Annotated in this window: 9 protein-coding genes; all 9 read right to left on the reverse strand. The window is 50.2% G+C overall.

All coding sequences use genetic code 11. The features are described from left to right. Positions 1-189: 189 nt before the first annotated feature. The 9 genes from RUDLU_RS0124380 to RUDLU_RS0124440 all read right to left on the reverse strand — a co-directional run bounded on the left by RUDLU_RS0124380 (position 190) and on the right by RUDLU_RS0124440 (position 23,350). Complete coding sequence (locus tag RUDLU_RS0124380; protein ID WP_019991070.1) at positions 190-4,518, reverse strand: PAS domain-containing protein; 4,329 nt, start codon at positions 4,516-4,518, stop codon at positions 190-192. Positions 4,519-5,848: 1,330 nt separating this feature from the next. Beyond that, complete coding sequence (locus RUDLU_RS0124395; protein ID WP_019991073.1) at positions 5,849-6,286, reverse strand: response regulator; 438 nt, start codon at positions 6,284-6,286, stop codon at positions 5,849-5,851. Positions 6,287-6,545: 259 nt separating this feature from the next. Beyond that, complete coding sequence (locus RUDLU_RS0124400) at positions 6,546-6,953, reverse strand: hypothetical protein (RefSeq protein ID WP_044129685.1); 408 nt, start codon at positions 6,951-6,953, stop codon at positions 6,546-6,548. 1,075 nt (positions 6,954-8,028) lie between these two features. Further along, positions 8,029-9,126, reverse strand: coding sequence for an ISAs1 family transposase (locus RUDLU_RS0124405; protein ID WP_169578073.1), 1,098 nt, complete (start codon positions 9,124-9,126; stop codon positions 8,029-8,031). Positions 9,127-9,417: 291 nt separating this feature from the next. Next, positions 9,418-14,238 carry an SdrD B-like domain-containing protein gene (locus tag RUDLU_RS0124415; RefSeq protein WP_083940638.1) on the reverse strand — a complete coding sequence of 1,607 codons (4,821 nt, stop codon included), beginning with the start codon at positions 14,236-14,238 and terminating at the stop codon, positions 9,418-9,420. 370 nt (positions 14,239-14,608) lie between these two features. Next, positions 14,609-15,463, reverse strand: coding sequence for a hypothetical protein (locus RUDLU_RS28975; protein ID WP_157580426.1), 855 nt, complete (start codon positions 15,461-15,463; stop codon positions 14,609-14,611). Positions 15,464-15,491: 28 nt separating this feature from the next. Next, the gene (locus tag RUDLU_RS30195) at positions 15,492-16,601 is read right to left on the reverse strand and encodes a hypothetical protein (RefSeq protein WP_019991079.1); all 1,110 of its coding nucleotides are present in this window, start codon (positions 16,599-16,601) and stop codon (positions 15,492-15,494) included. A gap of 26 nt (positions 16,602-16,627) precedes the next feature. Continuing rightward, positions 16,628-17,200 (reverse strand): hypothetical protein, encoded by a 573-nt coding sequence (locus RUDLU_RS0124435; RefSeq protein ID WP_019991080.1) that lies wholly within the window; start codon positions 17,198-17,200, stop codon positions 16,628-16,630. Positions 17,201-17,284: 84 nt separating this feature from the next. Then, positions 17,285-23,350: a DUF6923 family protein gene (locus RUDLU_RS0124440; RefSeq protein ID WP_020657220.1), complete on the reverse strand. Its 6,066-nt coding sequence runs from the start codon at positions 23,348-23,350 to the stop codon at positions 17,285-17,287. Positions 23,351-23,421 lie beyond the last annotated feature (71 nt).

Consider the following 23,421-nt stretch of genomic DNA (forward strand, 5'->3'; position numbering starts at 1 on the left):
CTTGAGCGGATTATGAAATATATTGTAGCTTAAGTACCGTTGACATTAAGAAACTCCACAATAGGATAAGCCGGTGAAACACCCATTGTATACTTAAATTATTAAGGCAAAATATATTAATATGTTTTGCCTTAATAATTTATAACTCGTAATCCTACCAAACGTTTGGATTCTTATTCAGCCATATAGTTAATCATCAGATTGAGGGAGGTATACGATAAAAGTACTTCCCTTCCCTGGTTGACTACGGGCCGTGATAAATCCTCCATGATTATCGATTACCCGTTTACAGATCGCTAATCCCATACCGCTGCCTTCATATTGTGATTTTCCTACTAAACGCTGAAACATGCCAAAGATCCGATCAAGATACTGTTCGTCAAATCCGATGCCGTTATCAGTTATAGTAAATTCGTAATAGCAGGGAGTGAGCTGGTGTGTATCCGGGCGGGAAGAGATTAAGGTAAGGTCTATTTGCTCAACAGGAATCAGTCGGCAATTCAGAACGATTTCAGGCGTCGTTCCTTCCGCAACATATTTAAGTGCATTGCCAATTAGATTAGAAAATAACTGCTGTATCTGAAAAGGATCTGCTATAATCGTAGGTAATTCCCGAACAGTTATAGATGCGTGGGTTTGCTCGATTAGCAATTCAAAGTCACTCAAAACGGATTTAATCAACTCTGATATTGCGATAGGGCGTTTGGGTTGCTGATGAGTACTTAAGCGGGAATATGACAACAGGTCTTTTACCAACTGGGACATTCGCTTAGCAGCGTTCTGCATTCGGTAAAGCAAATCCAACCCATCTTCACTTAATACCTGCCCGAATTGTTTACTTAAGATGTCCCCAAAGGACTGAATTTTTCGTAACGGTTCCTGCAAATCATGACTGGCTACGTAGGCAAATTGCTGGAGATATTCATTACTCCGGCGCAACTCACCATTAACATTCATTAGTTCGGCCGTCCGTTGAGTCACTTCTTTTTCAAGCTGTTCGGCAAATGTTTTCTGGTGGTGAATATGAATGCCCGTCCCAATAAATCCAATAAAGCTCCCTTCATGGATATTAGGAACTCCTTTAAATAGGCACCACTCATATTGACCCGTTGCGGAGTTCTTTACCCTACTCTCAAATGAGAAAGGTTGCTGATTTTTAACAGCTTCTGTAAAAGTCTCATAAACTGTAATCAGATCATCAGGATGAGTTAACCCTTCCCAGATGTACCCTGAGAACTCCTGCGGACTTGAGAGTCCTAAATAAGTCACCATAGACCAGTTGGCATAATTTGCCCGAATTTGGCTGTCAACTAGCCATACCCAAACAGGAGAATCGTCTGACATTCGTCGGAATAAAGCCTCACTTTCCTGGAGGGCCAATTCTATTTGTTTGCGATCTGTAACATCATAATTGATTCCTACAATCTGAATAGCTTTGCCTTCCGTATTATAGTTTATAGTTGCTTCAGCAGCTAGCCACCTAATTTTATCTTCAACTTGTACACGTAGGTCGTAGGTTAGCTGCGTTTTTCTTTGGGCGATAGCTTCATCGAGCACCGTTCTAGTTCGTTCATAATCTTCTGGAACAAGGCGACCCGTCCAATCAGTAAGATTAACCAAACCAGTAACCGTATTCAGGAGCTCTTTTAGAATGCCTGTGACGTGTAGTTTATTTGTCAAAAGATTCCACTCAAAAAAACCCGCCCGCCCCACTTTCTGCGCTAGTTCAAGGCGGAGAGAGCTCTGTTTTTGATCTGTAAAGTCAGTTGACGAACCCACAAAACCATATAATTCACCAGTAGGATAAAAACTGGGGCGAACTCGTACTAAAAACCAATGATATATCCCATCATAGCGACGCAAACGGTACTCTACGTCAAAAGCTTGCTGGTGTTGAAGCCCATTAGCGAAGGCTATTCGCGCTTGTTGGATATCATCAGGGTGCACCCAATCCAGCTGGGAAGCCTGGTAGTATTGCTTTTCAGTTATTCCAAAATATTGCAGCACACAATTGTTCGCATATTTGGATGTCCCGTCCGGGTGTAAGGCCCAAACCATCGTTGGTGTAGCGTCTGCAACAATACGAAAACGCGCTTCGCTCTCTTCAACTAAAACATGGGCCTGCTTCGTTGCTGTAATATCTGTAGCTGTGGTGATAACTAAACGAACGCATCCAGTCTCATCTAAAAGGGGAGTGGAATGCAACATAAGCCATTTTGTGGCATTGTTATTTTTCTCCACTCGTTTAACGACTGCTTGGCTCTCTCTAGCTGTTTGGAAGGCCAGGGAGGTGCATGTCTGGTCGCTAGACAAAGGGTTATTATTCTCGTCAAAATATAAGAATTTCTGGTCTGCCATTTCTTTTAGAAATGGCAGACCAGGGCCTAATTCGTTGTACTCGCCTGTCAGTTGATGTATATTTTCGCGAGCAGCCCGATTGCTTAGTCTTATTTGTCGGGAAGCATCGAATACATATACTTCTGCCGGAATATTTTCAATGGTAAGCTCCAGTTGTTCACGAAGAGAATTGATTTCTGCTTCCGCACGTTTACGTTCTGTCGTTTCCTCTACTACAACAGATACAGCAAAGGTATCACCCTTTCCATTTTTAAGTGGATACCAACTCTCCATCCAGTAGCGCTCCTTGTTGGGGTCCGCTTTTGTGTAACCGTTCAACTCTATGTTTAGTAACGGTTGGCCAGTCTGAAACACGTGTTGTAAAATGGTGCTAACCTGTCCTGCTAAGTCTGGAACAATATCAGTGATTGTATTTCCCAAATGCTCCTCGATAGATAATCCATTGATTTCAGCCAACCTATCGTTCGCACGAATAAACCGAAGCTCTCTGTCAACGACAGCCAAGCCGATGGGGGCATTCTGATAAATATTTTGAAGTTCGTCGAACTGCTCCTGTAATTCCTTCTCAAGTTGTTTTCGTTCGGTTATGTCCGTAGCTACACCCAAAATTTGTATTGGAGTTCCTTGAATATCTCGTTGAAAAACCCGGGCTCGGTCATACAACCATATCCAATTACCACTCTTGTGCTGCATTCTGTATTCAGCGGACAGAACATCATTCTCCTCCTGTTCCAAGAATTGTTGGAAACGCTTATTAGCATCCGATATATCCTGAGGATGTAAGAGAGTAGACAAGAGGGCGTCACCCTTTGCGGAGATTTCTTCAGCTGTATATCCTAGTATGTCAGTAATTTGGTTAGATACATATGTATTGGAGCGCGTAGTTAGATCAAATATGTATGTTAGTGAAGGCGATGCTTCCAGTACACTTTGGGTGAATTTTTGTTGATTTAAAAAGGCTTGTTGAACTTCCTTTTTTTGGGAAATATTTTCGGATACACCTATGAGTCTAACTGCGTTACCTTCTGTATATTCTACAATTCCCTGTACCTGAAGCCAAATTGTTGACCCATTAATAGGGTGAATAATTCTTTGTTCGTATGCGATTTTATTTACCTCTCCTTTCAATACGCGACTGAACAACTCCTGGACTTCATGACTATCTTCAGGATGATTAAATCGTTGAGCATCAATTAACGTTTTGGGTAGGTAGTCAGAAGCTATATCAAGGATGCGGGCTGTATTGTCAGACCATATAGATTGACCTGTTTGCAAATCAATCTCCCAAAAGTACATACTACCGGCTTCCATAGCGAATTGTACCCGTTTTTGGGATTGGCGTAATCGTTCTTCGGTTAATTTCTGCTCGGTAATATCGAAGTTAGTGCCTATAATGAACTTTATTTTTCCATGTTGATCAAAACAAGTACGTGAACGAGCCAGAATCCAACGTAATGAGCCATCCTTACGACGTATACGAAATTGATACTCATACTCGCCCGCTGACGTATTATGGCATTCAGTCAAATTCAGTATGCGAGATTTGTCTTCTTCAAACAGAAAAGAAAAAAAACTACTGAAATTTCCTCCAAATTCGGCAGGTTCTATTCCATATATATTCAACTGTTCTTGGCTCCAGGTAAGCTCGTCTTTTTCGACTTCCCAATACCATGTACCTACATTTCCGGCATTTATACTTAAAGCGAAATAATCGTTTGTTGGATTTAGAACGAACTTATTTGAATCATTAAGTTTTGGGGCTTCAACGTAGCGACTAATGGCTACACCTTGAAGAAGTATTTGAATATCCTGACTATAAGCTGTTTGAACAGGCGTTGCCGTCCATTGAAAACATTCACGTTGACTTACACCCTCGTTATTATTATACATTCGATACTCAGCCAGCATAGCTGGTTGGCCGCTCAGGTATGTCTCTTCGATAAGACTCAATAGTATTGTTTGACTGTCACTTGTCCATACATCTTTTACAGTTTGCCCTGCAGTCGAACTCTTCAGGTCATAGACGTTGTCAAATATGGGATTAGTATATATCAATTTCCCAGAAGGATGACTAACTATAGCAATAGCGAGAGGTGATTTGTCGAATAATTGATTGGCAGTATAGCGCTCGTCTGATAGTGGTATCTTCTTGGCCGGCATTTTAGATAGTAACTATTTTGAAGTTATTTACTGATTCTTAAAGGTATAGGTAAAATTAATAACGCAGTGTTTCGTAGGATAAAAGTTAAAGATTGTTCTGGTACGACTATATGTGATATGCCGAACGGCTAAGAATCTACACTTTGGCGGATGCCATATGAGCAGCACAGGCAAATTAAACACATTAACGAACCGATGGTATTTATGGCTATTGATTCGTTTTTTAAAATACATACTCATGTATATATTAATTCACAAAATCTTTCGTACACTACGACTAACAATGGCTATGCGACTGGAGTAAATTGAACGCCCTGCTATCTCGTTTGAATATCATACCGATTCTAGTAGCACCTGTTAGGATCCATCATGGTACCACTGACGAAATTAGTTATAAACCGTCCTAGCATTTACAGGTATACCCTGTAGCGGAAGAGTTATGTTGGTTCAAGTTGGCATTTGACGACAGAACAATGAGAGCGAAATACGTTGAAATTTAATAACGCCTAGTCAGTAAAATTTAAGTACTATCGAGAAACCTAGCTTTTGAACCGTTTTTAATGATGCAACTTTTCAAAATAATTTATATTACTTGCATATAGTAAAATATGAAAACCTTAACCTTAATTTTACCTTTAACTTTAGCTGCACTAAAAAAGTATGTCCCTCGACGCACGAATCATCGATGTAATACCCTGTACAGATAGAGCTACGATCGCACTCGAAACCCGCGACCCTTTGGGAATTCCGGAGCTATTCAAAATGGAGATTCTCAACCCAACTCTACTGCCTAACGTCGGTGATCTACTTTTGGGTGACTCTGGGTCAGCCCGTATCTTCTCAGGGGGTATAGAGTACCCATATAAAAGGCAGGCCTACACAAAACTTATTCAGAACTGGTAGTTAGCCAACGATACCAATAACCGTAAACCCCAAATAGATCCCCTCTTGACTTTTTAGGTGCACAGTCCCAAAAAGAAACTCACCCTTCATCGAAGGGTGAGTTTACTAAACGCTAGTTAATATAAAAGCCAGGTATTCCAGTGATAAACGTGATAACAAATTCGGCTTAGTCGCCTAGCCCCATCCTGTCAATACCAGCCATCCTAACACAAAGCGGAAGGTTCACGATTGATTGAGTTATTGACTATTACATTTCACAAGACTAGAACTTACTACCGCATCAAGATGGCCATAAACATGATTAAACGGCCCTTATAACACAATGTGTACAAAAAATCCCAACTTCAAAGAGGTCGGGATTTTCCCTTTATCCATTTCCCTTAATCCTTGTATCTGTATAGATCACCTTTCAATCAGAATATTCTAATCAAATCATCAATACTCGAATTGACAGCAGTGTTTCTTTCCAATAGTCGGTAAATAGTTTCAACGTATGCGACCACCCTTCAAATGTCTCTGGTTTTGGCAAGTAAGAGTTAACGCGTGGGTGATGAGAGGCCATTGCAGCCTGAAAGTCCTCCTGAGAGGCTAGGGCGACAATGGGCATCAATTGGGTACAAGGGTAATTCCGAACTAAGTCGATTACTAAGGGTCCGTTTAACTCAGCCTCATACTTCAAATCTAGTAGAAGTATGTCAAAAAAAGGTAGCGTGGCCTTATCCAGAATGGCTACTAATTCATCCTGGCTACTAGCTACCTCTAAAACAGAAATAGGGTCAACCGTTTGCAGAGTATTCCTTATGAGTTGTGCAGTATTACTGTCAGATTCAACCAGTAAAATACTAAGTTGTTTATCGTTGTTCATATATTCGCTTTCGACTTAGTTGTGAAGCATGCACCAGCAATAGGTCTAACGGTAAGCAGAAATCCGCCTTCAAAGGCGAAGGCGGATTTACTCACTACTTACACTTAAAAATAACACTAATGAGATGCAAGTGTAAAACTACTGACAGACATTTGATATTTACTCATCAGTAAGTTATAATATACAGTCCGGTGGATAACTATCTGACCTACAGTTCTATTCCACGACTTGTATAGTGCAATCACTGCTCCGGATTGACTCAAGCAAGTGGGAATGAGTCAATCCTCCATATACCAGCCAAATAGTTTACCGTATTCTCCCATTCCTCTATTACTTTGGGCATTTGACGAAACACATCTCCATATTTTTGACATGGAGATGGTACGAACCGATCATTCCCTTCGTACGTGTAAGCGATAACAGGCGTCAAATGCGTTAAATCATAGGTTCTGATCAGATTAGCTACCGGAAGCCTATCGAGTTTGCTATTCGGGATTGTATCCAGTATAAGTAGGTTTGGCGGCAGTTTAATAGCATTCTCCAGATGAGTAACTAACTCCGTTCGACTACCTACCGTATAAATTTTTATTTGAGCGTCAACTTTGTGCAATGCATCTTTGATTGCCCTAAAAGTTTCAAAGTTTTTATCAATGATTAAAAAGATCATTCGGGTATTTAAATACATACATCTAATAGTTATCAGAAAGGCCGATTAAATGCTCACAATATTATTCACTAAAAAAGACGACAATATCACATAAAGATATTGTCGTCTTATAGATATTTCCTATTGATCTATTCGTAAATCGATTGATTGGTTACTACTCAAAAATGACGACATTAAGCATTGACAATATTTTCTTTATCCTTAATTGCATATTAAATCCATTCATCTAATTTTACACATATTCTAAGTAGTTTATCAGCAAAAGCAAGCTACCTCTTATATTACCTGCATACCCTAACCCATATTATATCTTCTCACTACTAAGCTGATCAACTTTAATTTATCATTTTAGTAAAAGAAGTTTGTATAACTAGAAACCCGCTTGCTTGAGTGGGTTTTCTGCTTTTATAAATAGTATTTTTTGTCTATAGGAAATAGCTAATAATACTTAATTGTATGTTTTTTTATAATACACAATTTCCAAAGTGAATACATTGACAATTTTGCAGGAAAAGAGTTATTAAAAGGGAAAATGAACACGTTTTATCACCTTAATCGGTTTACTAAAAGTAACAGAAAACTAAATAGTATATAGTTTCTGATCGACTGTAACTGTATATTTGCAAAGTATTTACATGCATACCTTTCAAAGGCATGTTGTCTATTCTGTAGTCAATGTCATTTTAAGTAGCATACATTCTTTACGACTGTCTATCTTAAGATAGCACTTGAAGGGAAATAACATTTATCAAAAGTAGCTGGCAAAGCCTGACGTCCTTGATGTCAGGCTTTCTGATTAATAAACCTTTATCCCACGTATTAAGTATTTCGGAGTAAAACTGGGTCTGATTCACTTTGAGTGATCCGTACAATTTCGGAACAACAAGTAGTTCTTAATGAGTCGAAAAAATACCTCTGCGCGAATAGCTGGGTCTTTGCTCGGGTCAACTCAGCTCGGTACTGCGTAATTTCATGAGAGAAATTGACTGGCTTGGACTGTCCCAACGCACGTTTTAAGTATAATTCAGAAAGACAAAGCAATAAATATACAAAGCAGGGCTTTTTCATAAAACGATTAACTGGGTTTCCAACAAGCCATTGCCCGCTCTCGACTGGCCGTGCAGTCTTCCCAGTAGGCTCGCAGGTTGCCCCTTCGATCTTCAGCACGCAGTAAGTTGATCCCAACCGTTAACAGGCTCGATACCGTCCGAAGCCGAGCCCCATGCCCACAACGCAGCCCATCTTCGCCAGCAGTCGTATCCCGCACATGGTGATCGGCTTCAATCACCCAATGCTCGCGAATCGCTCGACATAGGCCTGTATCCGTATGCGGCAGATTACTCACAAAATAGGCCTGCTCTTGCCTGATCTGACCGTCCTTCAAGCGCGTAGTGTGGCGTTCCACCACAATTAGCGTGCACAAACCCGCCCCTTGCCACCGCTCTTCCAGCAACCAACTCGGCAAGGGGTAGAGCCGATACGACCGCTTTTCCAGACGGCCATGAGCTTTGGTCCATTCCATGGATTGAGTGATGGCAGCCTGATTGGACCAGGCCGTAAGTTGCCCCAGCAACTGGGCCTGATTGGCTTTTGCTCCGACTAAATAACCACTCCCTCCGCCATGCAGCCAAGTCAACAACTCAGGTGTGAGGTGCAAGGCATCCAGTGTAAAACGACGACCTGCTAACGCACTCACGGGTAGTGCTTTAAAGTAAGCAGCGACCACCTTGCGTTCCGACTCTTTGTCCCCTTCATAATAGCCCATCAACTGAGCTTGGCTATCTTCATGGCACACTAACTGCACGATCGCCTGGCCGCGCTTTTGGCCGCCTACTGAGTCGATGCTGCCGCGTAGTTCTTTGCCATCCACACTGTACCACACCCCAGTTTGGGTTTGTGACCAGTTAAAAAACTGCGCGTTAAGCGTATTATAACAGGTATAGTCCAAGCCTGCCAGCACCCGCCGAAGTTGTGGATCAGAAATGGGCTTTCTGCTAGCTTGTCCAGTTTGCTTGACTAACCAGTCGTGTTCGCGTACCAGCCAACGGTGTAACTTACTCAGACTTAGCTGGCCTCCTGAGCGCAGTAAGGCCCACAGCAATCCAGTCAGCACAAAGGCTAAGTCATGGCGTTTGCCTCGATTGTCGCGGCTATCTGGCAGGTGATTTTGCAAAAACTGGCAGTAGCGGCTAACTTCGTTTTTTGGGATTGGGCAATCATAGGTGAAGAATCTCTTTGGTCGGAGAAAAAACACAAAGGTCGCTCAATCCCTACTTTTATGAAAAAGCCCTAATATACAAAGTAGGTAAACGTGACATCATGAGGAAGATTGTTTTTGTTTATGCAATATAAGCTACTACAAAGTACAATAAGAGATCAATACAAGTGGACCTGGCTCTACTTACTGTAGCTTAAAAGAAGATGATAAAGTGAAGGCCCGCTTATTGCGGGCCTTCATTAGTAATTACTTAGCTCCTTCTTTTGTCTTCTTTATAACTATTGGCACACATTTAGGTGCTGGACAGACACAGGTAGCTAAAACCGTAATAACGAAATCTTGCTGGCAGACCAGTTCTGTGCTCGTGGTTAGGCGAACTGTATATACACCCACCCCCAGATTGTCAGCCAGTAACCCACCTATTGGCACGTTACCCTGAGCCAGCACTCGTTCAGTATCAAACGTTGTTCCTGGCGATATTTGATATAGGAGCCCCGCTCCTATCGATGCGGATGCCAAAGAAGCCAGTTTTATCTGCCCGTTCGAGAGCGGTACATTACCCTGGCAACTCGGGGCTACAGCCAGAGCTGTAACCGGTGGAAATGGAACAGCCTCAATGACTACAGGGCAACACGACCCATCGGTACACGCACCTTGGCTACCAACTACACTAACCCGATACTCACCCGCCTGTGTCGCCGTGAAGCTGTTCAGTGGCCCGTCGTAAACGGGTTGGTTTTCTCCTAATCGAAACCACTTGTAGCGAGAGTATCCAGCCGGAGCAGTCAGCAGGATAGCAATCGGATTATTATCACATACTAGCATGGGAACTGAGGTACAGACCGTAGCCGTTTGCGACGGAATTTTGGCGGTGTTGTATACAACCCCATCGGCAGCTACTGACGCGGTATATACAAGTGACACAGTAGTACTGGCGGGCAGCGCTGGCAGTGTCCAGACGCCCCCGGCCGGGGTACTTATGAAACTACCCCGCGAGGAGGTAGCTGAACTTGGTACAAAAACTACTCCCTGCATCACATCGGTCACACTCACTGGTTCAGAAGCGCCCAGACCTACATTAGCTAGCACCACCGTGTATGTCAGCAGATCACCAAGCCGAGCGCGGCTAGTACTTACCTGCTTCACCAATACCAGTTGCGCAGGCTGTTCCACCGCTGTTACTGTCAGACTGGCTGAACCAACACAACCAGACTGTGTGGTGCAGGTAGCCGAGTACACCTGTGATGATCTATTTGGCATAACTGTCGCAGTATTACCGTTCAGGTTGGCGGTGTTGTCTGACCAGCGGAGTGTGCCGCCCGTGCAGCCCTGAGCGGTTAGCGTTACAGTGCTACCGGTGGTGACCGTTCCCAAAGGAGTTTGCGTCAGCGTAAGGCTGGGTAGCGGGTTAACTGTTACAGTGCCTGTCGTGCTTATGCTGGTGCTAGTGCAGATAGCAGTGTAAGTAAAAATGGCCGTCGTTGTCAGACTGGCCGCCGTACTAATCGTTAGTACATTGCCGTTAACAGAGCCTCCTCCTGCAAATAACACCGATTGAGGGCAGCCAATAGCGGTCAGGCTAACGGTTTGCCCGGCGCAGACGGTGGCCGAACCAAGCGTCAAACTGGCGCAGAGCGGAGGAGCTGTGTACCCCACCGAGGCTGACCCACATCCGGGCAGCGTAACCAGCAGGTTGTGGGCCCCGGTGCCACTGCGAAGTCCAGTCAGGGTAAACGGTGCAGAGGCTTGCCCTGTTGTAATGGCTAAGGTAGCTGAGGTGGTTCCGTCTGTCAGGGTGGCTGTACCCGCTACAGCGCTGGTCAGACTAAGGGTACCCGACAGCGCGTACTGGTTTGTAGTCGTGTTACAAACGGGGGTGTTTACTGCTACGCTGACTGCACAAGGAGCGGCCGCGCCGGTCAAACACAGATTATCGAGCTTAACGTAGAAGCTGGAACCTACTCCGTTCCCACTTACCCCGCAAACGCGCACTTGAACAGTACCGGCCGGAGCAACACCTGACAAGCTATACGGGCCACCAAAGCTGTTGGTATTCTCCAGAATATGGGTAATGGAAAAAGAGGCCGGTGTGCCAAGTACCGCACTGTTGCTGTTAAGAAATGAGAGCGTGACCCGCTGCCCGTTGAGCTGATGCACACCTGCATAGAAAGTAAGTTGGTAAGTGTTTCCCGCCGTGGCTGATACTGACTGGCAAAGCGTTCCTCCATTGTCGCCCGAAAAAGCAAAGGCGTACCCATCAGGCGCGGCAAAACCCGCATTTGGGTTGTTATCGGCTGTACCGCCCGTCCAGCCGACAGGTGGACTCTGTAGTGTCTGACCGACCGGTAGCACGGGTAGTCCCTGCTCGAACGATGGGTTCGTAAGCAGGTTTGTTCCAACACAGGGAGTTGCGGTGCAACTCGTCGGTGACAGATACGTCAGGCTCTGGGTACCGCAGTCCGTTGTCGAGAACGAAACTGATACTACATGCCGACGTCCACCGCTGACCAGCCCCGTCAGAGTGAAGGGTAAGGTTACTTGTCCGGCTGATACGGATAGTACCGTCGCTACGGCCGGGGTGTTGGCCCCGTCATCGATAATTGTTAATGAACCGCCGGGCGTAGCTGTGAAGGTAACCGTACCCGTTACAGCGTAACGGTTGGTAGTTGGGTTACAGGAGCCAGGCTTAGCCGTGAAGCTCAAGGCGCATGGCACATAACCAGCATCATAGGAGAAATTATTCTGGCCCGCCTGCCCCAGTGTAAAGGCAATTACCCCCGCCGCTGTTGGGTCAGAATCAATATAGTCAGCGCTGGTGCCGGTGCCCGCATTAGGCTGGCTACTAAGAGCCAACCCACTAGCTGATGTTGGGAAACACAGACTATAACTACCGCCATAGGTGAGGTTGACGCCGTAGTTGTAGCCGTTGCCATCGGTTCCGGCTGCATTCGTAAAGTAATATTCACCCTGCGCGTTGGTCGTTACAGTACCTATAGTTGTGCTATTTGGGCCTTTAAGAGTTATTAGCACCCCACTAATTCCTGGCTCAGCCGCGTCCTGAACCCCATTATTATTCAAATCAGACCATACGCGATTACCGATTTGAACAGGGGCAGCATCACACAACGCTTTGATCACTCCCAAGCCATTGGCTTTGCCATAGGTAATGCCTCCATCACTGTTCGAATCATATAATTGGGCGCGTCTTACGCTGGCACCTGTTGTATTGTCGAACCAGCCAAAACCACCCGTAAAGACATCGAAGGGGTCCATGATAGAAACAATCGTCTGATTAAGTCCAGGCACAGAAAATCCACTGCCCATACCCGTTTCTTCGTGGATGGTACTGTAATTTTCACCGAAAAAGAATTCACCTGAAGGGCTGCTGTATCCATTGCTTGTTGGGGTGCCTGGTCCCTGCCCATTATTGCTACCCACGCTGGCCAAAGGTCCCAAAGTAGCGTTTTGTTCTAACACCCAACCGGTCCCCGTATAATTAGCCCGCAGTAAATCCCCGCCAATGTATCCATTGTATAGGGTGGGATTACTACCTGCGTCAGTTGTATTACGCTGCTCATAGCCTAACTGATGGCCACTTCGGTCGCTAAAGGCTACTATCATATCACCATCATCAGCGAAGGTGATATCCGTAAGCATAGGCTGTGGGCGCCCTACCCGGACGGCTCCGCTCGAAATAGTGCCTCCTATATTGAGCTGATTGAATTGTGTTACCCAGGTTTCCCAATTATCCCCCAAATTACTGTCGCCAGTATGTACTTGCCCTTTTGAATAATTTAGTCGAAAGCTTAGAACAGGGATTGAAGGAATTGCGGTAGCCCCTTCGTTCATTGCATAAATATGGGCGTACAGATCGCTCGCGCTGCCTCCGTTTTCGCCTGTACAAACCATACCAATAAAGACCTTACTATCCTGAACAGTGACAGCGAACGGACGGGCCACACCACGATTACAGGCTGGATCAGGCAAGTTAATTTGAGTCAGATTGGCTCCTGACAGCGACGTTGCCGCTGGATTGCCAATTTTTAAGGCTAATAACTTCCGGTTGAATAGATCGACAGCGTAAAGAACGGTTCCATCGGTGGAAAGGGCTAAACCACCCAACCCGACTGTTCCTACGGCACTAAAGGCAAGGGGATCTGTGCTGGAGGCCGTTCCACTTACCGGTAGAGTTCGCCCTGTCAGCCGGGAAGCTCCCAGATTCAGATTGAACGGAGCACTTTCCAGGTCTACATAGAGAGAGGGCGTAGGCGCTCCTGTTGTGTTAGTCACGTAGATTCCTCCCAGTCCGGCAGGCCCCAACCCAACATGTCGTTTAAGAAAAGCGGCCGTAAATAGCTTTTTTGTCTCACGCTGGTAGGCCGCCCCCCAAACGCTTCCAATATGTCTTGCATCGGCCAGGGGTGTTGCCACAACGGCGGTTCCCTGAGCTGTGTAAGGCACATTTACAAGCACATGCTCATCAGCTACCGTACTGTTACTGGCTAAGGGATCGCCACTAACGAAACAAGGCACGATTAGAGGAGGGGACTGCTGACAATAATCGTTTGGATAGTTTAGGCCAAAATTAACAGCTGTCGATGGGGCTTTCACAAACTGAATAGACGTTGCGCTACCTCCTGCCGCTCTACCACGAGTGGTCTCGTAATCCCCCCCTGGTAAATTGCCAAATTCAATCCGATAGGTTTGTCCGGTTGTTAAGCCTGTCAGGCTATAGCTCCCTGTCAAGCTATTGCTGTAAACGGTTGCCACCTCGGTACCGGCGGAATTGTAAGCACGAATGCTCACTCCACCAATACCAGGTTCTCCATAGCTATAGGTACCCGATGCTGGCAGGCTTGTATACAGGCCATCTGCGTTGAAATCCCGAAACACCGTGCCGGAAATCGATTGTGCCTCTGCACCCATCGAAGCCACCACTACTAATAGGAAGGCGAGAAAAAATTTATGACACATGATGTAATACTGTTTTTTGGGATAAGTGGAGCGGCTTCCAGTTACGAAGTACCAATGCAAGCCGTTCCAACTCATCATGTTGCCAGTTATCATAGTTCCGGTTTCGTATCATGAGTTTTTTACGGTCCAGATGTGCCGCCTTCATCACTGGGCGAATGGTCTCTTCGGGCATCGTGGTTAACTGTAGTGTAAGCGAACGAAGATTTGCAATAGCTACAGTGTTTATGTTGAGCCGTTCGCCCAATACAATCAGTTCACTGGGTCTCCAGCTTTTGGGATCTTTACGCCGTTTATGAATAACTGTAGCGGTCGTCTTAAGCAAGTCAATAGAAGTTTGTACACTCATTGGCCTATCGGCGCAAGCCCATAGAATAGCATTACGGCTTTTCAAATAAGCCTCTAAGAGAGTTAGTACTTTGTCCATATGTTGAAGAACCTGCTTTGGGCAAGTAGGTAAAATGGGTTAAGGCATAATGAGCAATTTGTTGCACAGGCCGGTCCGCCCGGGTGCATTGCCCAACGATTCCGTTAACAGGTAAGCTTGTCCCGTCAGTTGGCGGGGCACCCGGATCGAATAGTTGATTAATTTGTCGGCCGATTCTTCCAGTCGTCCAAACTCAACCCCCGTAGCTGATAACAGTCTCAATCGCAGCCGTGCGCCGTCGGGGTAGCCTTTCAGTGTGACCCGAAAGCTGTCGCCCGTAATGGGGTTGGGAAATACCGTCAGAGTCGCATCCGTAGCCGTTATTTCGGAAATGGATAGGTTCGCCAGTTGGATGGTGTCCAAGACGGGACGGAACAGCTCAATGCCCCTGTGATCCTGAAGGGTATTGCTGAAATCACCACCTCCCATACCGACCTGCGCAGAGCGGGGATCGCGCCCGTTTGCATACAGCCGAACACCTTCTATATAGCCCCCCGGAAGGCGGAACGCAAACAGCAAAAGAGGGACATCGGCTTGCACGTCGAGGATACGGCCAATGCTGTTAACCCCGTGAAAGTCGAGACCAGGGGCCGCAGCGGGAGCAAAAACCGACGAATAATCAGTCCAGCGACCCGATCCGCCAAAGACACTCAGCGATTGATCAGCCACCGACCGGGGCACGGCCACCGTAATCTGCGATGGCCCTAAGGCAAAGCCTGTCTGGCTGAAGTTGGCCGTTGCATAGACTTCATACTGATTCTGTTCGGCGTTATAGCTCAGGTGTACGCCCAACTGCCGACCTGTTGTAGCCACCATCGGGAAGCCCGTTGGCTGGGCTCGCGTATAAAGTGGAGTGGCCAGCAGCAGCCACATAGTAAATCGGAGTGTTTTCATATAAATTCTTGAAAGGTAGCCGAAGCCCTTAGCGAGTCAAGCGGCTCACGGTGATCGGAACACATTTGGGAATGCAGTCGGCACAGAGCCGCAGAGTGAGGACATCCGACTGAGCCACACAAACGCCTGTCGGAATAGTCAGCCGGGTGCCGGGTTGCAGTGTCAGAGGTTGATTATCGGTATATACCAGACTATAGGCACGATAGATACCGGGAGTCAGGCCTATGGTCGTAAAGGTCGATTGCTGATTCACCTGCACCAGCAACCCAGTGCTGTCTTCAAGTAGGTAGCGGGTCTGAGTGTTGGTCGTCTGAGAACCACCTGAATTTCGTAAACTAATGACTGTTCCGATTGTGTAATCGCAGTCCGTAGAGGCCGGTACACAAACCCTCGTCGACAAAGCATCCGACCAGGCAAGACATGAGGCCGACACTGCACTAAGTGGTTGTCCAACGGTCAGGTTCATTACCGGCCCTTCGTAACTTAGGGCCAGTACCATGTAGGTACGGGTCCCGGCCAGTCCACTAAATGTAGGGGTTGTGTTGATCTGACGAATAACGCCTATCGAATCGGCCAATATATATCGCACTATACCTGTGCCTGCACCACCTGTGCTGTTGAACGTTACAGTAGGTGTTGAGTAGTCGCAGACGGACAGACTGAGGGGACACCCGTAAGCGTTGACTACCGTACCCGTGGGCGTGTCAGGGCAGCGGTCGTTAGTGTCTATTACACCATCGCCGTCTGCATCACCCGTACTCACACACACCCGAATGGGCAGATCATTGGACCAGTTGAAGCACGAAGCGGATACCGCGCTTAACGGTTGTCCGGCGGTTAGGTTCGTTGCCTGCCCCTCGTAGCTTAGGGCCAGTGCCGTATAGCTCTGCGAGCCGGTCAGCTCTCCGAATGTGGGTGTACTGCTTACCTGACGTATCAACCCGGCTGCATCGACAAGAACGTAGCGAACGGTGCCACCGCCTGAACCGCCCGCGCTTGTCAGGGTAACCGTTGCGGTAGTGTAGTCGCAGGGAGCCGTGGTCTGTTGCGCCAGCGTGACGCTGTTCAGCAACCCCAACAGGGCCAGCAGCAACCCCAGCAGGGCATTCCGGTGCGTTTGGGTAAAATTAAGCGTCATGTTTTTGTTGCTTGATGGGATGGACCTTACTTACTTAGTGAGGGTGCTACCAGTACACAGTCTGTGCAAAGAGTACCTGTGTTCACATAGTTGGCCCGATACACGCTTGTGGTATTGTTAGCGGCCGCTACATACACGACATTCGTAAAGTCGCCCGGCATGGTTGAAGGGTTCGACCCAGGGTCGGAGCCGTTCACAAACAGCCGCAGCCCCGCTACACAGGCGTTGCCCGGCAGTGTAAAGCTGAACAGGAGCAGTTCCTGATTAGCCACAAGCGTAGTAGAGCGGCCGGTCGAACCAATACCATGAAAATCAAGCCCTGGAGCGGCCGCCGGGGCATATAATTGTGAGTTGTCGTCCCAGGCGCCGGCGTTGTGGCTGGTTACGTTGAACGCCCCATTCCCTACGGAAGCAGGTGTGACAACGCTTACTTGGGCACTGCCCCACAGAAATCCGGTCTGTGAAAAGTTGGGCCGGGCATACACTTCATAGCGGCTCTGGGCCAGATTGTAGCGTAGTGTCAGGTCAATTTGTCCACTCTGGGCATAAGTACTTATACCGGCCACCAGAAGGAATGTAAGGAGAAATAGACGTTTCATTGTGATTGACTGTGTGTCATTGTTATTGATACAAGATGATGGCTGAACGAGCGAACTGTCTTTCACCCGTTCAGCCATTACCGATTAGGGCAACTGCTCCACCAAAAAGTCGTAGTTGTAGAGTGGTCCAGTATTTAGTATGTAGGTAGCCACCACGTTGCTGAAAATCCAGGTTGGGTCGTTGACCGATCCCTGGTATTTCACTTTACCGTTGAGGTCCACATCGCCCCAGAAATAGCCAAAGGCGAAGTCATAGTTGTAGGTCGGACTGCTGTTGCCGGTCTGAGCGGTGATGACTTCATTCAGCACGGTGGTCAGGTCCGAAGCTGTACCGGCATACTTTACCTTGCCATCAGCGTTGGCATCACCGGCCCACAGAGCCTGCCGCCCGCTGACGGTCACCATTTCGTTGCCGTTGTAGTTCACTGCGCCAGGCTGGTCGTAGATCTGAGACGATGTCATAATTGAGAAGTCGACTACCGTACCTGAACTGCTCAATGGTAGGGCCATGGCCGTCATTACGCCGAGGTGATTGCGGTGCTTCACTGACACGTAGTACTGACTACCCGTCAGGCCCGTGAACGTAAGCGGTGAGGTACCATCAGCAGGCAACACCACGTCACCATCGCGCTGAAGCAGACCGGAGCGGGTAGCCAATATTAGTGTTGGGTTGGCTGCACTACGCAGTTCGACCAGCACCCAATCAACAATCGCGTTGGTTCCTGTCACCGACAGCACAGCCGACGTTGTGGTTTCGCTACCACCGCCACCGCTCTGACTAAATCGCGGGCTGACCGACGCTGAGTAGGGCGAGGTGGCGGGTAAATAGCCGCCCGCCCGCAGGTCGTCGCGCATGAGTGTACCGCTGCCCACGTTGAACAACGCCCCCTGTAAGAGCATCCGCACGTTCAGCCGGACAAGGCCACCCACGGGGGCCGGTTGCACCAGCACCGATACCGTGGCCGGGCTGCACTTGCCAGCCGAGTTACAGGCAGCATAGGTGAAGCTAACCGGCCCCACGAAGCCCGGCGCGGGCGTGAACGTATAGCTCCCCGTTGAACTCATCACAACCGTTCCGCTCTGCGGCTGCCCTGCGGTATAGGTCAGGAGCAGGTTTTGTGGGTCGTAACTGTTGGTGGCCACCGTGCCCATCGCTGGGGTGTTCACCGGCGTAATCAGCACACCATCGGTAGCTACCGGCGAGATGGTCGTGCCTGTGGGGAGTGTGGGCTGCACGTTCACCGTCAGCAGGGCCGTGCTGCACAGGGGCGAAGTTGCTTTGTCGCACACCTGATACGGCACACTGACTATGCCGGTGAAGCCAGCCGGTGGCGTGTAGGTCACAGTACCGTCGTTGTTGACCACCGCCGTGCCCTGGGCGGGCTGACTTAGCAGCGTGGGCCGGTTCAGTTGGCCGTTGGCTGTGCCGGGGTTGTCGGGGTCACTCACGTTGGCCAGCAGGTTCACCGTCACTGGTACGGCCTGCGTGGTTTGCGTGTTGAGGTTGCTGGCCACGGGCGCGTTGTTGGCTAGGGCCGACTGGGGCGCGGGCACGACATTCACCGTCACGCAGGCACTGTTGCTGTGACCGGCCGTATTGCTCGCCGTATAGCAGAACGAGGTGGTGCCGGTAAAGCCCGTGGGGGGCGTATAGGTGTAGCTGCCATCGGGGTTGAGTGTGGCCATTCCCACCGTGGGCGGGGTTGTCAGTGAAGCAGTCAGGGGCAGTCCGAGCGGGTCGCGGTCGTTAGTCAGCACGTTGCCCGTCACCGGCGTACCGGGGTTAGTGTTGGCAATGTCGGGCATTGTTACGGGCGGCTGGGCTACTGTCAGTGTGACGGGTCGGCTGGTGCAGCCACCCGCGTTGCAGGCTGTTACCGTCAGGGTCGTTATACCATCGGGCAGCGTTACGGGGCAGCTAAACGTACCCGAACTACTTGCAGTGGTGGTGCAAAGCGTCACCGGGCCAGGCCCCGTCAGGGTAATCTGCGCGCCCGGATTTGCTGTGCCCGTTACTGGCTGCGTGGGCGGACCAGGGGCCACCGGTGGATCAACCACCAGCGAAGGCCGCACCGGAGCTGTCGTGCTGACGCAGCTCGTTACATTACAGGCCGTCACGATCACACTCGTCAGGCTCGGTGGCAGCGGACCAGGGCAGCTAAACGTGCCCGACTGGCTGGCTGTCGTTGTACACAGGGTTTGGCCCGTGGGGTCTGTGAGCGTCAGGGCTACACCCGGCGTGGCCGTACCCGTAATAGGGCCGGTAGGCGGCACAGGATCTACGATCACAACAGGCGGTCCAATCACCGTGCGGCTGGTGGGCTGCGTCACGCAACTCGCCGAATTGCAAGCCGTTACAGTCAGGTTCGTTTCGCCGGGGGGTAAGGTGACCGGACAGCTAAACGTACCGCTGCTGCTGGCCGTGGTGGTGCAGAGCGTAACCGGACCAGGTCCGGTGATGGTGATCTGTGCCCCCGGATTTGCCGTACCCGTAATGGGTTGCGTGGGTGGCCCAGGACTTACAGGCGGAGCAACTGTCAGGCTGGGCAAAGGCGTTACGGTCTGGCTGGTGCAGCCCGCCAGGTTGCAGGCCGTTACAATGATGTTGGTCAGGCTCGGAGGGAGCGTAACCGGACAACTGTAGCTGCCACTGCTGCTGGCCGTGGTGGTACAGAGAGTACGTCCGCTGGGGTCGGTAATCACAATCTGCGCGTCGGGCGTAGCCGTACCCGTCGTGGGGCCGGTAGGCGGCACCGGATCAACTATGAGCGTGGGGGGCGCGACGACACTGAAACTGCTGATGGCTGTACCGCAACCAACGGAGGTACAGGCAATGGCCGTAACCGTCTGTGAGCCGGGGGTAAACGTCAGACTCGTGCAGGTAAACGTACCGGTGTTGCTGGCCGTCACGACGCAGGGGCCACCGGTGGTGCCGGGTCCACCCGTCAGTGTGACGCTGGTGCCGGGTGTAGCCGTACCCGTAATGGGCGGGTTGGTGGTCGTCACAAACGTGTTGGGTGCCGGGCCGGTGATAGCTACACTCGGTGGATCGACCACCGGAGCGGCCGGGCAGCGGGCACCGTCGTTATTGGCCGAAACTGGCCCCTGTGAGAACAGCGTAGCCGCCAGACCGCCTGTATGCGGGTTGGGGATGCGGAAAATCTGTCCGGTGGCATTGTTACCGAGGTACAAACTTCCATCCAGATCCATGTAGGCGGCTCCAAAACCACTATCCGTAGCCCGAATCGCGGTGCCCGTTACAGACCCGACTACCGTGCGCGCGCCCGTCGAAGGGTTGAACCGCAACAACTGGAACGTATTGTCAACCCCGTAGAGGTTGCCATCAATCGGGCTAAAGGCCCAGTCGGCCATCAACGTAGCGGTCGTGGTTAAATTAGGAAGCAAGGCCAGATAGGTAGACGAATTGGGGTTCAAATCCACCCGGTAAATGGTTGTGCTGGTGCCATTACCGCTGAACAGGTACAGCACACCATTGGCATTCACATCGCCCACGTTGAACGCACCATTGGCGGGCAACCCGTTGATGTTCATTACCTGTGCCGAAAAATCGCCCCCGATGCGTACCACCTGACTCGTATTGACCCGATAACCCCAGATGTAATCATCGAAGGTATTGTATCCCAATGCGTTAAGCTGGTTGTCGGGTGCCGGGGCAATACTATTCGCTGCGGTTGAACTGACTCCGCTGGATAAGTTGACCCGCACAACGCCGGTAGAAACATTGGCCGGGTTCTGGAACAAATAAGCGTCTGTGCCGCATACAAACTGGGGCTGTGGGGTCAGCACGGGCGCACTGGGGCAACGTGCCCCGTCGTTGTTGGCCGACGGTGATCCGGTTGAGAACAGAGTCGTTACGAGCGAACCCGAATGCGGCTGGGCAAGCCGGAAAATCTGACCCGTGGCGTTGTTGCTCAGATACAAGGCACCCGTATTGTCCATGTAGGTCGCGCCGAAACCGCTGTCGGTCGCCCGAATCGCGGTGCCCGTTACCGCACCAACCACCGTGCGCGCGCCCGTTGCCGGGTTGAACCGCAGCAACTGGAACGTATTATCGACCGTATAGAAATTCCCGTCGACCGGGCTGACCGACCAGTCGGCAATGATCGAAGCCGTGGTCGTCAGGCTCGACAACAACGTCAGGTAGGTAGGCGAAGTCGGGCGCAGGTCGACCCGGTAAATGGTTGTGCTGCTGCCGCTGCCGCTATACAGGTACAGAATCCCGTCGAGACCCACATCGCCCACGTTGAAGCTGCCGTTTACAGGTAAACCCGCAATTGTCACGGGTTGAACACCAAACCCGGCCCCGACTCGCACAATCTGATCCGTGTTGAGTCGATATCCCCAGATAAAGTTGTCGATGGTGTTATAGCCCATCGCGTTTAAATCGGTGTTGGGGGTCGGCAACATCCCCTGAGCTACGGTGGTACTGGCACCCGATTGCAGGTTCACGCTGACGATACTGGTAGGTACACCGACGAGGTTCTGAAACAGGTACGCACTCGTGCCGCAGACATAGGAAGTCTGCTCCCAGAGCGTCACGAATGGGACACTGGCTACCGAACTACGCCCCGCTGAGTTGCCCGCTACGGCCGACACACTGTTGCGCCCCGACACAAAAGTCAGACTCGTGCAGGTCCAGGAACCGTCGTTAGCCGCCGTAACTACACACGGCCCGCCCGTGGTGCCGGGGCTTCCCGTTACCGTCACGCTCGCGCCCGGTGTGGCCGTACCCGTAATGGGCGGGTTGAGCGAGGCTACCAGCGTATTGGGAGCCGGGCTGGTGATAGCTACCGTGGGCAGGACCGGACACACGCCAAACAGCAGCCCGTTGGACCACTGCACGCAGGCTCCGCCCACGGCCGATACCGCCGTGCCAACGCTCAGGGTGGGTAGAGGTGTCTGTGTATTGTCGAACGTGACGTGATACACCAGATACGTAGCCGGAGCCAGACCCGACACCCCGTTACCGCCCGGTGCTGAAACGGCCTGAATCACGCCCGTCAAATCCACGGCCACGACCTGCGCCGTGGTGTTGGACCCATTCGACTGACTTACCACATTGATGCTCAGGCTACCCGTGCGGCTGTCGCACAGGGCCGTCTGGCAGGCTGTGTTGCTGGTGATAAGGGTTGCAGACGTAGCCGAAACGTCGGCGCAGCCGGTGCCGTTGTTCACTACGGCACGGTATTGCTGGCTATTTTGCGCATTGACGAAGTTGTACGACGCCTTACCCGCGCTGCCCGCAATGGGCTGCCACGTAGCGCCGTTGTTCGTGCTGGTTTCCCAGCGCACTACATCACCGGTTTGGCCGGTTATTGTTAAGCTGCCCACGTTGCTCTGAGTACACAGGGGCAGGTTGCCCAAATAGCTCACTAAACCGCCCACGGTAGGTGTAGCACAGGGGGTTACATTGGCACTGCCAAAGGTATAGGCCGTGTAGATGTTCGGGACTACGGCTGTAGTGGTCGTGATGCTGCCTGAGCCAGCAAGTGTTCCCGTGGCCGTGCCGCCCAGATTCACCCATTGGGTGCCGTCCCAGCCGACAATGACTAAATTGCTCAGGGTGCCGCCCGTCAGGGTGGTGAGGTTGCTGGCCGCGTTCCAGGTAAGGGTCAAGTTGACAGCACCGGGGCCGTTAATGTCCCAATACTCCACCGGACTCACACCCGTTACACCTGCCCCCAAAGCCGCCGTACTGAACGGCCCACCCGTGGGCAACGTAGCCGACGAAGGGTTGGTGGCGAAATAAGCCGCCGAATAGGTTCCGCTGCTGGGCGGGGCCGAAATGCCAGCTGGGCGTAGCACCGCGCTATTGCCGACCGGGAAGGTGAAGGCTGTATTGCCTACTCGTTCGGCGTAGCCGTCCACATGGCTCGCATCCGAGGTGCCGTTATGCGATGCGCCCGGTTGCCAGCTAATGTTGGCCGTGGGTTCGGGGCGGGGCGTGACCACGTAGCCCGAAACGGCCGTCAGGGTGCCGTAAACACCCATATGGCCGCCCGAATGTACGCCCACGTTGCCGAACACCCCGCTGCCCGTTTGGGCCTGGGCAAGCGGCACGAGCACTAGCAGCGGCAACGCCAGCCAAAGGAATACCAGCGCGACAGTTTGATGTAACAGTCGTTTCATGCGTTAGAAAATTAATTTTATGTCTTCAGAGACTGATGTGAGGCTGCAGAAGCCTTAATTAAACGTCGCGA

The sequence above is a fragment of the Rudanella lutea DSM 19387 genome (assembly GCF_000383955.1).
In the GTDB taxonomy this organism is placed as follows: Bacteria; Bacteroidota; Bacteroidia; order Cytophagales; family Spirosomataceae; genus Rudanella; species Rudanella lutea.